This is a genomic window from Chryseobacterium sp. MEBOG07 (assembly GCF_021869745.1).
GTDB classification, from domain to species: Bacteria; Bacteroidota; Bacteroidia; order Flavobacteriales; family Weeksellaceae; genus Chryseobacterium; species Chryseobacterium viscerum.
Map to the genome: position 1 here is coordinate 1,853,631 of NZ_CP084579.1, position 16,887 is coordinate 1,870,517.

The 16,887-nt window shown below is 34.1% G+C and carries 12 protein-coding genes; 2 read left to right on the forward strand and 10 right to left on the reverse strand.

The window, feature by feature from the left end; all coding sequences use genetic code 11:
- Window positions 1-403: 403 nt before the first annotated feature.
- The gene (locus LF886_RS08555) at window positions 404-2,872 is read left to right on the forward strand and encodes a TonB-dependent receptor domain-containing protein (protein WP_236853708.1); all 2,469 of its coding nucleotides are present in this window, start codon (window positions 404-406) and stop codon (window positions 2,870-2,872) included.
- Between the two features lie 76 nt (window positions 2,873-2,948).
- Here LF886_RS08555 and LF886_RS23905 read toward each other — a convergent pair whose 3' ends face one another.
- The 4 genes from LF886_RS23905 to LF886_RS08570 all read right to left on the reverse strand — a co-directional run bounded on the left by LF886_RS23905 (window position 2,949) and on the right by LF886_RS08570 (window position 8,877).
- Window positions 2,949-3,497 carry a hypothetical protein gene (locus LF886_RS23905; RefSeq protein ID WP_317207668.1) on the reverse strand — a complete coding sequence of 183 codons (549 nt, stop codon included), beginning with the start codon at window positions 3,495-3,497 and terminating at the stop codon, window positions 2,949-2,951.
- Entirely contained in the window at window positions 3,494-4,414 is a 921-nt protein-coding gene (locus LF886_RS23910; protein ID WP_262913048.1) for an McrC family protein, read from the reverse strand. The genes LF886_RS23905 and LF886_RS23910 overlap by 4 nt, the downstream gene beginning before the upstream one ends.
- The gene (locus LF886_RS08565) at window positions 4,414-7,152 is read right to left on the reverse strand and encodes an AAA family ATPase (protein ID WP_236853709.1); all 2,739 of its coding nucleotides are present in this window, start codon (window positions 7,150-7,152) and stop codon (window positions 4,414-4,416) included. Before LF886_RS08565 ends, LF886_RS23910 begins: the two co-directional genes overlap by 1 nt.
- A gap of 1,221 nt (window positions 7,153-8,373) precedes the next feature.
- Window positions 8,374-8,877 (reverse strand): hypothetical protein, encoded by a 504-nt coding sequence (locus LF886_RS08570; protein ID WP_236853710.1) that lies wholly within the window; start codon window positions 8,875-8,877, stop codon window positions 8,374-8,376.
- A gap of 297 nt (window positions 8,878-9,174) precedes the next feature.
- On the opposite strand from LF886_RS08570, the gene LF886_RS08575 reads away from it, so the two are divergent.
- Window positions 9,175-9,588 carry a helix-turn-helix domain-containing protein gene (locus tag LF886_RS08575; protein WP_236853711.1) on the forward strand — a complete coding sequence of 138 codons (414 nt, stop codon included), beginning with the start codon at window positions 9,175-9,177 and terminating at the stop codon, window positions 9,586-9,588.
- Window positions 9,589-9,709: 121 nt separating this feature from the next.
- Here LF886_RS08575 and LF886_RS08580 read toward each other — a convergent pair whose 3' ends face one another.
- From LF886_RS08580 to LF886_RS08605, 6 genes are all read right to left on the reverse strand, one after another.
- The gene (locus tag LF886_RS08580) at window positions 9,710-11,455 is read right to left on the reverse strand and encodes an AlwI family type II restriction endonuclease (protein ID WP_236853712.1); all 1,746 of its coding nucleotides are present in this window, start codon (window positions 11,453-11,455) and stop codon (window positions 9,710-9,712) included.
- Between the two features lie 111 nt (window positions 11,456-11,566).
- A complete protein-coding gene (locus LF886_RS08585; protein WP_236853713.1) occupies window positions 11,567-12,526 on the reverse strand; it encodes a DNA adenine methylase in 960 nt (319 codons plus the stop codon).
- Complete coding sequence (locus tag LF886_RS08590) at window positions 12,507-13,379, reverse strand: DNA adenine methylase (RefSeq protein ID WP_236853714.1); 873 nt, start codon at window positions 13,377-13,379, stop codon at window positions 12,507-12,509. The genes LF886_RS08585 and LF886_RS08590 overlap by 20 nt, the downstream gene beginning before the upstream one ends.
- A gap of 496 nt (window positions 13,380-13,875) precedes the next feature.
- On the reverse strand, window positions 13,876-14,427 hold the full coding sequence (locus LF886_RS08595) for a hypothetical protein (protein WP_236853715.1): 552 nt from the start codon (window positions 14,425-14,427) through the stop codon (window positions 13,876-13,878).
- Window positions 14,424-15,677, reverse strand: coding sequence for a phthiocerol/phthiodiolone dimycocerosyl transferase family protein (locus LF886_RS08600; RefSeq protein WP_236853716.1), 1,254 nt, complete (start codon window positions 15,675-15,677; stop codon window positions 14,424-14,426). The genes LF886_RS08595 and LF886_RS08600 overlap by 4 nt, the downstream gene beginning before the upstream one ends.
- The gene (locus LF886_RS08605; RefSeq protein WP_236853717.1) at window positions 15,674-16,756 is read right to left on the reverse strand and encodes a condensation domain-containing protein; all 1,083 of its coding nucleotides are present in this window, start codon (window positions 16,754-16,756) and stop codon (window positions 15,674-15,676) included. Before LF886_RS08605 ends, LF886_RS08600 begins: the two co-directional genes overlap by 4 nt.
- Between the last annotated feature and the right edge of the window lie 131 nt (window positions 16,757-16,887).

Below are 16,887 nucleotides of genomic sequence, written 5' to 3' on the forward strand. Positions count from 1 at the left end.
TATCTGGGGATAGGGTATAATGGATGTTAAAGTATTATGAATGGCTTAGGAGTTGGGTAAAATCATCTGGTGAACTGGAGTAAATTACTTTTTAACCATTAAGGATTATGTAGTTATTAAGGGAATTTAAGATGAAAATCAAAGATTTTCTTTAAGTCCACTCTAAAAGCGAAGCTCTTCTTAACATTCTTATCCTCTTAATTTCTTCTTAATGGTTTAAAATAAAGCACTTCATATGTGAGTTTAAATTCCTGCCGGAATGACAAATACTACGCCTTATCTATCATACACTTTGTCATTCCGTAGGAATCTCTACTATTTTATTCAAACCATTTTAATTGAAAATTCAGAATTTATACTAAATTGATCCTCATTATTGCACCGTAATAATTCTATAATCATAGTGAAACAAGTATCAATTTTATTGGCTCTATTTTTTTCTGTAGGAATGGCCAATGCACAACAAGCGGAAGACCAGGGGAAAATAAGCGGAAGAATTGTGGATTCCAAAACGGGAAATACAATAGAGCATGCCAGTATTGGCCTGTTGAATCAGGATAACAAAGAAGTGAACGGAGCTACCTCCAATGAAAAAGGTGAATTTTCCATAGATCATATTGCTTTAGGAACATACAAAATAGCTGTTTTCTATGCAGGGTACAAAAACAAAACGACTTCTGATATTCAGATCGGGAATAGTAATATGACTTTTTCATTGGGTGATATTCAGCTGATCAATGGGGAAACTGTTTTGGAAGGAGTAACAATTGTGGGGAAAAAAGCAGTGGTTGAAAATAAAGTGGATAAAATTGTATTTAATGCCGCCAATGACGTGACTTCTCAAAATGGGGCTGCCATTGATGTCTTGAGAAAAGTCCCTCAGGTAACTGTAGATGCGGATGGAAATGTGGAGCTTCAGGGGAATTCAAATATCCGGTTTTTGATCAATGGAAAACCTTCAAGTATCTTTGGAAACAGTCTGGCGGATGCATTGGCATCTATTCCTGCGAGTCAGATTAAAAGTATTGAAGTGGTTTCCAGCCCGGGAGCAAAATATGATGCGCAGGGAACGGGAGGGATTATTAATATTGTTTTAAAAGACAGTAAAGTAAAAGGAATCAATGGAATTGTGAATGCTACTGGTGGAACCTTATTCGAAACAGGATCATTGAATCTGAATTATAAGAACAATACCTTCAGTATGAATGCCTTTTTTAGTGGGAATGCTCAATTGAAAGCAAAAACTCCTTTTTCTCAGGACAGAACTTCAAGAGATGCTGCCTCCAATACAGGTACTCGTCTATTACAGGATGGTTATACAGATTTTGAGAGACACGGATACAGAACAGGACTGGGATTTGACTGGTCAATGAGTACATCATCCGCTTTAAGTGGCTCACTATCCTTTAACAGCTTCTCAAATAAAAGTACCGGATTGATCAACCAACAGCAGTATATCACAGATTATAACACCTCCAATGTAGAATCGATTATAGGATCAAGGACTTCTGATAATCAGTCTTCCGTTCGTTCCATAGATGGAAGTCTGAGCTTCAGAAAAACCTTTAAAAAAGAAGGGCAGGAGCTTACAGCAGACTATGTGTTCAGCTATGGTTCTCCCACCACCAGCTATTTCCAGACACAGAGTCTGTCAGGAGCTGCTTCTCCGTATAATGGAATTTCGGGGAACAATCCCGGAACAGACAACAGCCATAACCTATCAATTGATTATGTACATCCTCTGAATGACAATGTTACCTTTGAAATGGGAGCGAAAACCGTACAACAGCATATTACCAATGCTACAGATGTGCATGTACTGAATGCTTTATCTGGTCAGTATGAAACAGATCCGCTGCAGTCTTACCATTTAAATTATGATATGGGAATCTATGCCGCCTACTTCTCTTCGAAGCTTAAATTATTAAACTGGCTGGATGTAAGAGCAGGGCTGAGATATGAGTATACCACCCTCAAAATCGATTTTCCGAATACGAATATCCCGTCATACGGTTTGTTGGTTCCTTCCTTCATTTTATCTCATAAATTTGATAGCGGAGAAACCCTGAAGCTTTCCTATACAAGAAGGGTAGAGCGTCCCGAATATACAGAGCTTAATCCTTTCCTAAACTTTAGTGACCCTCATAATATTACCACAGGAAACCCAGCACTGAAGCCGGAAATCGGAGATAATATGGAACTGGGCTACACAAAGAATTTTACTAATGGTGGAAATATCTCCATGTCATTGGTTGAGCGGATCAACAGTCAGGATTTAAAGCAGATTACTACATTTTATCCTTCATTTACAGCCAATGGAACCGAATATACCAATGTATCGGTTACTGCGAGGGACAATATCGGTAAGGAATACAATTCCGGAGGAATCCTCTCTCTTTCTTTGCCGTTTTTTCATAATACAATGAACCTGAGAAGTAATATTATGGTATTTCACCGTTATATCATGAGCCATACCTATGTGGGTAATCTGGATATGGGAATGCGCTACCGTGCAAACCTGAACCTTAATTACCAGTTTCCTAAGCAATTTGTTCTGGAAGTATTTGGAAATTACAACTCAGCAGCTAAAAATATCCAGGGGAAGAATCCACAATCCATTACCTACACCTTAGCGGGTAGAAAAGAATTCTGGAACAAAAAAGCAAGTATCGGTTTTACCATTACCAATCCGTTCAACAAGTATATCCGACAAGTAACCACCGTAGATACGGGAGATTATCAGTCTTATTCTGTAAGAGATTTGCCTTATCGCTCTTTCGGAATCAGCTTCAGCTACAAATTCGGGAAGATGGATTTTAAAAAGGAGAAGGATATGAGTAATGAGTATTTGAATGGGCCAGCAAGTAACTAGTTAATATTTGAATAGAATTTCGGAAACTGGTAAAAAAGGTTCAGCTTTTAAGCTGAACCTTTTTTACTTATAAGTATTAAAGTATGGGTAAATTGATTCCCAATTTAAACACTTTATGGTAGGCCATGATTTGATTATCAGTATTTTCAAACTGATTTTTAATATTTTCAATTGAAAAGTTATGTAATAACGAAGGAGGATTATTGGAATGATCTTTATCAGGTTGGTGAAGATGAGGATAAATAATCAGACAATCTAGTATTTTATCTTCCTCCCAATCATTATTCTTGCTCTTCATTTCATTAATAACCTTCTTTAAACGGGAGTATCCTGAAACCTGGCGGATATCCTGATGAATATGACTTTTAGTATATTTTAGTTTGTATTTGGTATCGATAACCATTTCATAGCCAGGTTTGCTTATTAAAATATCTAATGAATTTCCGTAAGTACTGAATTGATAATGAATATGATGAATATCTTCCGGATTGGCTTTGATCAATTGATAATAAAAATAAAGCTCAAACAGTCTGGGCATATCAATCCAGAAAGGTGGTGTTTCTATTTTTTTCTGGGTAGTTTTCGTAATGGTATACGAAAATCGTTTTAGAATAAACTGTCCTATTCGTAGAGCCTCACCATATTCATTGAAGAAAGGATTTTTTTAATGTGTTTTAAATGATATTCATCAATATCAGAACTAATATGCTCAAAAGCTGGTCTACAATAACTTAAAATATGTTTAATAATTTTTATATTGGAAGAGAATAATAAAGAATTATTTTCAATATAGCTTGCTGCAAACTCCAATACTTTTTTTAGGAATCTGTTTTCTAAATGATCTTCACCAAACACCTGAAATTCACAAAAAGTAGAGGTGAGTCTATTTTTAAATACATTTTTCTTAATGTGCTGGTCTATTAATACTTTACCTTTAACCCTACTGTTAAGGTTCTCTTGAGTTTTATAATATGCCTTTTTCAGACCCTTTCTTACAATTGTTTTTAAATGCTGTAAAAACTGTATTATAAGAAAAGGAGTTAGATGATCGTCTTTTTGATCTATTTCAATATATTTTGCATTCCAATCTATTTGGATGACATCTTTTGAATAGCTGGCAATTTGTGGTAGCGCCATAACTTCGAAAATGATGCTTAGATAGTTTACTTCATGAGCTTTTACTGTTTCCCCACTCTCAAATCGTTCAGGAATTTCAGCTGAATCTTCATCACTATTTAAACAATTATTGAAATATTCAGATAAGCCTGAATTCAATTTTGGTTCTACGTAAATTGTTCTTCCTGTATTTCCTAGCCAGTCGACACCTACATAATAATCTGCCTTAATTTCACATTGATTTTGCTCTTTCATTACTGAAAAAGAAAAAGATTGATGGTTGAACTTTTTACTTTGTAGTGTTGTAAAAAGCTGAAAAGAATCATCATGAAGATGCAGAAGTTTCCCTTTTATATCAGTAAAAGATTCTCCAGCATTTATCCTTTTAATTAAAAAGCTCTTATGTTCTGAAATTAATATCCCCATTAATTATTCAATTTCAGGGTGTTGATATAGTCTTTGATGTTTTGATTTTCATGAGTCCCAACGAGAATTCCATCTTTCACATATTCCAATAAGATAGGAACTACTTCATAGTTCATTTTCATCCTAAAGATTTCATCTCTCTTCTGATGGTTTTCCGGTTCTTCTTTTTGAGCAATGAAATAACTATGACCCAATTGAACATCATTAATTTCAAATTCACTACTTACATTTTTTATTGTAAATAATTGAGATACTTTTTGAAAATCAGAACTATTAAAGTGGATGCTATTATCTTCATTCAAATCTTTAGGGAGAATGTTGACGAAAGCAAAACGCCTTCTTATTGCATAGTCAATATGTCCCACACTACGATCAGCAGTATTCATTGTCCCAATAATATAAAGGTTAAGAGGAAGAATTAAATCTCTTTTACCATCTACCTCATACACACTTTCCACCGTCTTACCTCTATATTCAAGGGCATAGATGAGTTCTCCAAGAACAGAAGATAGATTTGCACGGTTTATTTCGTCAATAACCAACACGTAATTTTCTGTTGAATCAGATAATGATTCATCATTAACTTGAGTAGGGACAGGCTTATCCTTTAAAAATGTTCTTAATTTTTCTACGACTGGAAAATAATAAGCTGTTCTATGGTATACTGACTTTGCAAGATCATCATACTGTTTGGTTTGATCTCTGCTCGTGATCTGATAATTATAAAGTTTTTTTATTTCACTGAATTTTAAGCGATCGCCTTTCCATCCATCACTCGAAATATGGAAAGAACTTTCACCAACATGAGTTAGATAAAGCTTATTAGTAAGTTTTATTTTATAATCATTGGCAATTAATTCTTCTTCTATAGAATTTTTAAAATCTTCAAACATTTCTTCCATCCAAGCTGAATTGGAAACTGTCCCTATACGCTGAGTATGATCACATGCTTTCTTGATAAAATCTCCTAGTACCTTATTCTCAGCCTCATAGATAATACCGTTTCCTTCTTCATCTGGCTTGGCAACGATTCCTCTTACAAAATCCTCATAAGTGTAACTTGGATGAAATTGAATTAGCTTAAACTGAGGGTGGTCTTTTAATTCCTTAGTATTCTTAAGTTTTAATAGCTGGGTAGCTAGTTCTTTTGCTTGTCTGGTTTTCCCTGTTCCAGGAGGGCCTTGTAGAATGATTTGCTTTTTGTATTCCAAAAGTTTTAGGTGTTGGCTCTCTTCTTTTTTTGTTCGTAAAGATTGATGAAATCTTATATATTCTGCAATAGCGGCTGAATAATAACCATCTATTGCATAAGAGGGAGCCTCTGCATGATAATATTTGCTTTCCGGATTTTTCTGTTCCGCTTTTGTATCAGTATAGAGGAACGATAAATATTCTATATCATCACTCTCAAAAAGGTTCTTATCTATCTTTTGTGATAGAACCTCCATAGCCCTTACATAAGAACCAGATTTTCCTGTTTCTTTTTCTCTGTCACTTTTCAACCAAGCTCTATACTGTTCTTTATAATTTATAGTCATATTTATATCCATTTTATTTAGTAATGCTTCGTAATTAGCTTTACTTATTTGTGTTAATGTTTTTAATGCTAGGGTTTGATCAATACTCCATTCTCCTCTTCCTTTCCAATCAATTTTGCGACAGTGTTTATAATCATCTTTTTCATCATCAAAGGTATATTCGCTTTGTACTTCTCCATAGCCAAGTAACACGCTACGCCCTCTTTTGACAACAATAAAATCTCCTATATTGATGGTATTTTTAAAATCAAAATTGGCAGAGGAATCATGAGGTTTATTTGCTTTTCCACCATATACTTCTACAAGTTTATTGTTAATGTCTTTTTTGGTTGGGTATTGACCTAAATCTCCAAGATCATCCCACCCCAAAGCCATTATCCCATTTTTATAAAACTCATCCCACTTGTATGCATTTTCTCCCGGAGCATATAGCCAGTATTTAATAGGACTATTAGAATTGATGATACGGTCTGCTTCATCTAGCATTAGGATATATCCTTCCAGATTTATTACATTTTTCCGAAGATAACTAGAAACCTCTTTTGCATTTATTTCTGTATTACCTGGTAGATCTAGTATAATAATTTTAGCAATCGTCCCAAAATATGAGGTAGCAAGTAAACTTCTATCTTCAAGAGGAAAACTTCGGTAAAGTGAGCATATAGACGTATAGTCATTATTGATATTAATTACTTCCTTGCAGATACCTTTCCAAAATTTATAATAGATAGGGAATTGATCAGGAGCTTGACAATGTTTAATAATGGAAAAAAGATGAGGAATGAATGATTTTAAATTATTGTTCAATTCTAAATCAAATTCTTCTATAGTATCGCAATTCTTAATTGTGTTGAATAATTCAACTAATTTTAAAGTTCTATTTCCTGAAAGGGGAGTTCCTTCCTTAAAGTTATTAATAAAATTCACAACTTTTACGATTGAATCAATTTTGGAAATATAGATGGATAAATTCTCAGTATCGCCATCATCAAATAGATCATCAGATTGTATTTTTCTAATAACGTCTCTAATGATATTTTCAATGATAGGATTTTGTAATCGATGTAGCTTTTCTTCAAGAGGGGCAAACCAACTAACGATTTTTTCATTTTCTACAACTTCATTGAAAGCGTCTTCGTATTGGGCTTTAATTTCTTCAAAACTTTTATTAAAAGAATTTAAATATTCTTTGGTAGTCATAATATAGAGCTTATTATACTATTTCCATATTAGGTTTTAAGTATAAAACCTGATGAATAAAAATAATATTGGTGTTAAAAAATTACGGAGATTTTGAATTTATATTCTAAGTATAAATACATCATGTCATTACGTGTAATATCTTCATGGATTTGTAGTTTTATTTGTTACAATGATATGAAAAAACTTTAGCTTCTGTTTACGGGAAAACGTAAATTTTCTCTAAAAGTCATCATCAATAGAGAGTAAAAATAGTTTTACCCCCTTCCAAAGCCCCTGGAGGGACTTCATCAACGGCCTGGAGCCTCTTCATGAAGGGTCTCTACCCCCTTACCCAAGGGGGTAGAGGGGGTTGTCTAAGGGGGTATAGGGGGTTATGTAAGGGGGTGGAGACCCTTAGTCAAGGGGGTAGAGAGGGGTAGCAAAGGGGCTGGAGACCGTTGATGAAGTACCTCGAGAGGGTTAATGAAGGGGATAGAAGGACTAAAATGCTATTGTAAGAAGTACTCTCATCATCACATCGCTTCATCAGAGGCGCAGCCTCCATTCTTTACACCCTTTGATTATACATTCCGATCTATAAAATCTTTGCGTTTTTTTATCTCGCTCTGAACTTGCAGGAGAAATTATTTCTGTATTTGTTTTAAACGCAAAGTTGCAAGGTTTTTAAATCTTTATATATTTTTAAGGTGCAAGAACATTTCGACTTTGCTCAATGTGAGATTTTCAGCAAGGATTAATGCAGTATACCATTTTATCGGAGATAAAATCCTTGCGCATTAAAAAACGTGTTTAAGATAAGATCTTGCGTCTTTGCGATTTCCAACTAAAGCAAGCAGACCTGTAACCACAAAAAAAGCACGTTTTCACGTGCCCTTAGAAAAAAGTGTTTATTCTTACTGATTGTTGTTTATCAATAAAACCTTTCCTGCTCATGACTTATTATTTTGTTTTAAACGCAAAGACGCAAAGTTTTAAAATATTTATATATATTTTTTTAAGGCGCAAGAAAATCAAAGATTTTCAGCAAGGGAGTATATGGGGATATAGAAATTTTATCGGAGATAAAATCCTTGCGCCTTAAAAAACGTGTTTATGATAAGATCTTGCGTCTTTGCGATTTAACAACCCGTCAACTCCAATTATCCCAAATAATAGCCACAAAAAAAGCACGCTTTCACGTGCTCTAAGAAAAAGTATATTTGCTTTCTACATTAATCCTTACTGATTGTCGGTGGAAGAGGGTGGAGGAACCTCTGGTTGCCCCGGAGTGGTTCCTGATGAGAAAAATTGTTTCATCCCTTCATAAATTACATTGGTACCGGGAACATTTTCTTCAGAAAGAAATCTGATGCTTCGGTAGAAACTGATGGCGTTGTGATAATTATCGTGATCCAGCAAAACCTTGGTATCAGCCAGTTGTTCTACTAAGGAATCCAACAGCTGCAGCCTTTTCTCTATCTGCTCTCTGGCTTCATAATCTCTGTCGAATTCTGCCTTATCAATAAACCCAGGAACGTGTTGAACATTTTGTTCCATGTAGTTTTTGGCTTTATTCACAAAGAGTTTGTTTTGTTCTGCAATTCTTCCGTATTGCTGTCTCTCATCCGGAGTAAGATTGATGGTTTTTCCTGTAAGGACAGTCTGGATGTCCTGAATAGCTTTGTCAATGGTTTCTAAATCGCTTGCTGAAAAGCTTACACTGATTAAATTGTCTAGTGCCATAAGATTGTGTTTTTTGGGTTTGTATGATCAAATATAGCGAGTGTAAATCATAGAAAAATAGGGTGTTGTAAGATTTTTAGAGCGTGTTCGTTAGAAAATGAAAACCAGATAACAGGGTTTGTTTTTTCTTGGTTTTTGATGAAAAAAAGAGGGAATAAAAACGAAAATGGCGAAATAGGAAATGGGGGCAGTTTCAGGGCATCATGATGAAGAACAGAGATTGTAATTAAGCGGTTTTTAAAGACAGTTTTAATAAATATTTTTCTATATTTAAAACTTCATAAATGTTGATTTATCATGGAACATAAAATACATCAAGGCCGCAATGTAAAACGATTCAGGGAAATGCTGGGCATCAAGCAGGAGGCATTGGCTCTTGATCTTGGAGACGACTGGAACCAGAAGAAAGTTTCTCTGCTGGAACAGAAAGAAATTATTGAAGATCCTTTACTGAAAAGAATTTCTGAAGTATTGAGAATTCCGGTGGAAGCGTTTCAGAATTTTGATGAGGAGCAGGCGGTGAATATTATTTCTAATACGTTTACAGCCAGTGATAATGCTACAGGTTTTATGTATAACCATCATCCTACATTTAATCCAATTGACAAAATTGTAGAACTGTATGATCAAAAAATTGAGCTTTATGAAAGGATGCTGAAGGAGAAGGATGAGATGATGGGAAGGCTGGATAGGTTGATTGAGAAGGGATAACTTAAGATATAGAAAAAGGTTCATTGCGTGCTGAACCTTTTTGTTATGGTGTAATTGAAACTTCCTTCTCTACTTACAAAGCTACTTACAGTGAGCACATATAAGATTTTGCATAAATCTATCATTGCAAAATTCTATTTCTCCATGTTTCAATTTCTTTAGAAATTTCAATTTTCCATTGTGGAGCCCTTACATTTCTCATTATTAAGCATCTTTCTAAGAGTGTCTTAAAATCAGAATTTTTAAAACGCTTAATTGTTAATAATTCAAATGCTAAAATAAAATCTGTAATAGTCATAGGTACTATATGAACAAACTCTTCTAAATCTTGTTTATACCAAACACCAATACGAAAAGTTTCAGCCACATTATTATCTATTGTTGGAGCAATAAATAAACAGTATACATCTTTGTTTGGGTACTGTTCTTTATAATTCACAGTATGTCGACGCACTGGCTCACTTTCAGCGGCCATTTGTCTATGGGAAGTGGTTAAAGTTACTTCGACAATTAATACATAAGTTTCAAACTCGATCAATAAATCTGACCCTCCTCCTGGCGCAGTATTTCTGGGGTAAAAGTCTTGATCAACAGGAAAACGCCGTGTAGAATGTACTGGTACTACAATTCCACTAATTGCCAGAAAACTTCTCCATACTACCCACTCTAAATATGAAGGTCTATCATCGATCTCTAAATTAGAATCTGTTGTTTCATTGTTTAATACTTTCAAGTAGTTTAATATATCTAATATTGCTTCCTCTGATTGTTGTTCTATGGCAAAATCTTCTTCTCTTTCCCAATTATTATATGTAATTAACTGAAATCTTATTTGTTGAACATCTTTAATAGGAGAGTTTATTGATAAATTTTGAGCTTGAGCCAGTAAGGGATTATTTTGATCTCGAATGGAATTTGCTAAATATTGGACTTCAGCAAAGGCGAAATCTATATTGTCTGTAGGTAATGGATAAGAGTTTTTATAGTAAAAATTTAGATATGGAACAATTCCTTCCGAATACAAGAATCTTGGTTCAGTTGCTAATAATGTATTTACAAATGTCATTTTACTTTGTCTGATGACTATTGTCTGTCCCTTTCTGGAAAATAAGCCTGATAAAGAAAAATATCTAAAAGTTGTATCAGAATAGTCCATAACCGAGTTTGGACTTATACCAATCTCGCTTTGAAGTTGAATTTTATATTTATTTTTTAATTCTCTTTTTAAAGTAGCTGTTGTACAAGCTTGTAATTCTTGACGAAACTGTAATATTTGTTGAAATACTATATTTGGTAGTTCTTCTGTATGATTTTGAAATTTTTGAAGGAATAATCCTGTTTCAAATTTATTTAATCCTTCGTTGTTACTATCTTGTAATAATTTTAAAACTTGAAGAAACAATATAAAGGGTTTCATTCTTCCTTCTGGGAAACTACTTTCCAGTAGGTTTGGAACTTCATAACAAGTAAACTGTCTTGTGTAAATTTCTTCAATCTCTGGAATAGCGATTGCCTCAATTAATTTCTTACCTGCAGGAGTTAATTGAAAAGCAGAATTAATATGTTGCAGTTCTATCAAAGAGAAAAGTTGTGAAGGTGTTTCGATAGTCTCATTTATTAGATACTTTTCATAACTAATAAAACCTAATTGATAAAAAGCTGCTCGCCACTTTCTCCCATTCCATGCTGAAGCTTCACCATCGAATTCTAATACATCTCTTTCTTTCAATTTTGCGTGCAGTTGTGCTTCTCTTTCAGGCCCTTTAGCATTTCCAGAGAAACCTTCTTCAACGTACACTTTTAAGGCATTTTCTATTCTTTTAGGATTTCTAACAGTTGTGTTACCTATATTCCAAACTTGAGGCATGTAATTAGTTTTATTTTGCTACAAATAAATATTCTTTTACTTTATTGGCATTATTACCAATTTTATGATTTTGGTTACCAAATGAATAAAGATAATCTATTTCATGTACGTTTACATCTTTTTTAAATTTTTTAACATAACTAGCAATTCATCTTTATTTGGAAGTGAATTTGAGCTATATGAAATTACAATAATTGAATCTTTATATGTCTGAATTAAATTTTCAAAAGCTAAATATGTTTCTTTTTTTGTTGAAAATGGTGAGTGGTAGCTTTTAAATTTTTTTGTTTTTGTATTATCCTGAATTTCTAAACCATTCCAATTTTTAGTTAGACCTTCAACAAAATGATATCTTCTAACATAATCGTTATCAGAGTTTGGAGTGTAATATGGTGGATCTAAGTAGATTAAATCCGTTTCGACTACTAAGTTTTGTGCAGAACTATTATGTGAAATACAATTTTTATCATTTGAAAAAACTGCGTTGTTAAATGAAATTACATTTTCTCTAAAATGCTCCTCAAGTGTTAGACGCATGTCTTTTCTTCCATCATCATATCTTTCTCCTGTAAATGTAAATATACCACGAGCTCTTTTTTTCATACAGGCTCTAACTAAAGCGGAAAGAGCTATAGCTCTTTTATATTCAGAATCTAATAAATCTATATTGCCTCTGACAGTATCTAGAAATTTATTATCATTGTTATCAAAATATAAATCTTTAAATGTTTTAGTAATAAATTCTTGCTTATTTGGAGTATTGATTAAAAAACTTACTTCATCCTCGTTAAGCTTCTCAAAAGAATTTTCGATCAATGATTTTGAAATTAGATAGCTGAAATTTAGAAAATCATTGGTAATTACTTTTTTTCCAATAGTTTTAAATAAATAACTAACTACATTACTACCTGCAAATGCATCATAAAATGAATCAAATTCATATTCATTTAATATCTTTAAGATATGAGGAATAAGCTTATTCTTACTACCCATATACCTCGTTCCAGGAAATTTACTGAACTTATCAGCAAAATTAATATCTTCAAACAAATTATCCACGACTCCTTCCAATTACAATAATATCTTTTCCCTTTCTTGTTTTCGCATTGCTACTGATCATTCTTTTCGTTTCAATAATTTTAATTTCATAATCTGAATATAAGTCTAAAATAAATTCATGATCCGAATTTGTTAATAATACATTACAACCTAAATTAACAAGTCTATCAAATTCATTTTTTAATTTAATTTGATCTTCAACATAAAAGAAATCTTTTGTGTACCTTTTAAAGTCAGAGTGTTTCCCTACTGGATGATATGGCGGATCTAAAAAAATAAAATCGTTGTTTTCAGCATAATTCTGTAATATATTAATGTAATCATCATTAATAATTTCTGTATTTGATAAGAATTCACTAGCTGATTTTAGGTTATTCTTATTGAGGAAATTGGAGTTACCTTTACCATATGGAACATTAAATTGTCCTTTCTTATTAACCCTATATAGTCCATTAAAACAAGTCTTGTTAAGATAAATTAATCTAGCAGCTCGATAATTATTACTCAGCTCTTCCGGATTTTTTTGCCTTAGATCATAATAAAATTCGGAATTATTTTCAAATGTTGAAAGTATTTCGATAACATCATTGACTTGATCTCTAACTTGTTGATATGTAATAATAAGTTCAGAATTAGAATCTGCTATAATTGAATTATTAGAATTAATACTAAAATACATAGCTCCTCCTCCTATAAAAGGTTCAATATATTTATTAAAATTAGCAGGTATATATTTATGTAATTCTTGTAATAATTGTGTTTTACCTCCGGCCCATTTTAGAAACGGCTTTATTCCTAAAGAATTTTTATTTATATCTATAGGTTCCTCTACTAACTGCTCAACATCATTATTTTTATTATACATATAGGCTAATTTATTTTGTTTTTATTTCCTTCTTATTATAAATGTAATTATCAATATACTGATAACTTGATCTACAGGAAAATAAAAGAGTAATTCATTTAAATCAATATCTGATAAGCTAGCAAATTTTATGATTTATAGTTTTGCCCTTTGATAATCTTTTTCTTTTGTTACCATTACAATATCAAATTTAAAATCAGGTAAAATGTAATTGTAATGTGTTGATTTTCTTTGTTTTCTTTTATTATCGTCTCAGATTTAGTTATTGAAAAATAGCTAATTGTTAATTTTTTTGTCAAATATAAGAAAGAATTATTCTTTAGTCGATATGTCGATTTTAAAAAATATTTTGTAAATGATAAGTCTAATTTTATATATTAATTATTATTCTATAAAACAATTATTTTAACAGGGAAAATTAATAGAAAATTGGCTAAATATAAATTAATAGTAACCGATTTTTTCTAATATAGTATTTAGGTGATGAAAAAAATACCTATTTATTTAAATCTATTGTCATTATTGGGGATCTCCTACACATCCACCTCCTCAATCTCCACACCGGCAAATACACAAAAATCACAGACAAAATCCCAGCCAGCACACCCACTACTATAGCCATCGCCGTAGCATCCAGCTTATAATCTTTTGAGAAATTATACTGTCCTATAAAGAGCAGGGATAATACCAATGATCCAGTAATCAAACCATGTAGGATGCTTAGCTTGGTCATTAGTTTTTTAATATTCAGTTGCTCGTCTACGGTAAACTCTATGGCTTCCTGGCTGGCTGCATCCGTTACTCTTTTGAGAATGTCAATGGTAAGCACTACCGGAAGGAAAATAGCCATTGGCAGGGTAAGACGGGCCAGGTTTTGAGTTCCTGAGAAGAAATGCGTGTAGCCTAATTCCTTGAAACTGGCATAGGCGATAATGAAATTAAAAAATACATTCGGAAGGACATAGTAAATCGTACGCTTGATGAGAAAGCGTTTGAGGGTGGTTTTCTTGATGGGTTTTGGCTTTGGAGGCTTTATTTTAAATTTCATAGAGAGGTGGTCAATAGCTCGATGGCTTTATCTTTTATCTGGTGAGCTTCCTCTTTGGGAAGAAAATTTTCATTGGACATGAAGGTGAAATCCATCTGCTGGTTGTACGTACTGGTGACTAAAGTGTTCGAGTTCAGCCATGGGAAAGCCACGGTAGGACTGATCACCGTTTCCAGGTTGAAATTTTTGTAATCATTCGGGATGTTTACCTTTCCCATATTGGATAAGGTCACATCATGCCCGCCTTCACTAGATTTCAGCATATTGATCATGCGGCCTACAATGGGGTGCATATGTTCGCCCATCCAAAGGAGCTCGCGGGCTTCCATCTTACCGATTTTCTCCGTAAGGTCTTTTTTGATCTGCTTGGCATTGTTCAGAATATCCTTGCTGTCTTTTCTGATAGAAAGCTCTACTGTCGGGGCAAAAGCAAATAAATGATCTTCTTTGATTTCCGGAATAAAGTGGCGGACATCTACAGGGCTGATCACCTTACCTTTCGCACGGTCTCCCTGAATATCCCGGAAGGCCTGCATCACAGAAGAACACAGCAAAGCATGTACGGAAATTCCGTTGGCTTTACATTTTTCAGTGATAAGCTTGGTGTCTTCTGGCGTCATTTTCCAGTGAATAGCATAATTTTTTCCATGATTTCTCTTTTTACTTTTTCGCTGGATAGAAAAGAATACTCTTGCGAACAGCAAATAGAGGCTGGCCTTATATTTTTTAATTCCTGTATTAAAATCTGAAGGCAAGAAATCATCCACAGATTCAAAAGCAACATAAGGAATAAGCGGTGAATAAGGATTGTCCAGCAAACCAAGAAGCTCACGCAGCAAGGTCACTCCGGTTGTCCCATCTGAAATGCAATGAGGCATTATCCAAAGGATTTCGGAAGCATCCTTTCCCTTTACCCATACTACTTCGGCCAGTGGTTTTTTTTGATCTTCAAAAAGATGGAACCATCCGTTTTCGGATTCCTGCAACCAGTCTTCGTCCGTCTTTCGTTCTACAATATGGAGTGGAATAGGCTCAATATCCTTCTGTCCGACAAAAAAAGGATACTTTCCGATTGTATGATCAATGGTTGCTCTCAGCATCGGATGCTTTTGCTGGATTTTGACTAAGGCTGTTTTAAAAGTTTCCTCAGAAATCTGGCCATTGATTTTTGCGGTATAAATACAGTTTAAAGGCGTTTCCGGATCTACATACATGATCCTTTCCACCATCATTAAAGGTCTTTTGATCATGATACTGCTGTTTGTTTTAGTTGTGAATGAATCGTCTGCATCACCTCATCACGTACTGCCAATGCATCTGTATAGGGTAAATAGCCTTCACTTCCCATGAATGAAAAATCCATTTTACCACGGTACGTTGAGACCACCATGGTTGTTGTATTGCCCAAAGGACCTATCACTGATGGACTGAAAATGGTATCCACCGAGAATTCCTTATACTCATGAGGAATCTGAATGCGTCCCAGATTGGAAAACATACAGTCGTTGGATGATTTCCCATTCTTTAAAAGCTTGGTGAAATTATTCAACGCATCGTGTCCGGATTCCATCACCATCATGGTAATGTAAGGATTCAGCTTTGAAGTCTTTTGTTCCACAGACTTCTGCATTGCACGGAGGTTATCCGTAAAGCTTAGTTTTTCATCTGAAGAAACCACAATCATCAGCCCGAAAGCGAAGATGTGATCTTCCTTGATCTGATTGGCGAAACGCCTGATATCTACCGGACAGGAAACTTTGTTGAAAGATTTTTCACCTCTTGCTTTTTTAAATGCCTGTAATACTGCTGCACTTAAAAAGGTATTCACGGTCACTTCCTGAGATTTGCAGTAAGCTATTAATTGCTTGCTTACCGTTTCATCCAGTTTCCAGTGGATCAGATAGTCATTCTGTCTTTCAACGGCTTTTTTACCCACTGGGATCAATTTGATCGCTGTAGCGGCCAATCTTCCGATAAACTTAGCTTTCAGTTTTTGTCTACGGCTGTTCAGAATATGGGCAGGAACTACATCCTGTATTCCCAGTATCGGATTTTCTATCCCGATATCGGCAGCCGGATTGTCAAGCACTTTCAGAAACTCATTCAGAAAGGTCATTGCAGAACCACCATCACATAGACAATGGTGGAAGGCAAACAGCATATCAGAAACGTTTTCTCCTTTGATCCAGATAAACCGGATCAGGGGTAGTTTTTCATAATTAAAGGTTGTGTTCCATTCTCTTCTGGATTCTTCCTGCCACTGATCTTCCCCTGTCGGGCAATGATTCTTACAGGAATAGAAATAGGTTTTTCCGGAACGTTGAACCAAGGAATATTTTTTTCATCATGACTGATCAATGCTCTCAGCCATGGATGTTTTTTTTGGATTTGAGCAAGAGCCTGCTGGATATCTTTTAATGCAAAGGTACCTCTCAGTCTGAACGGAATGACCGCGTTAAA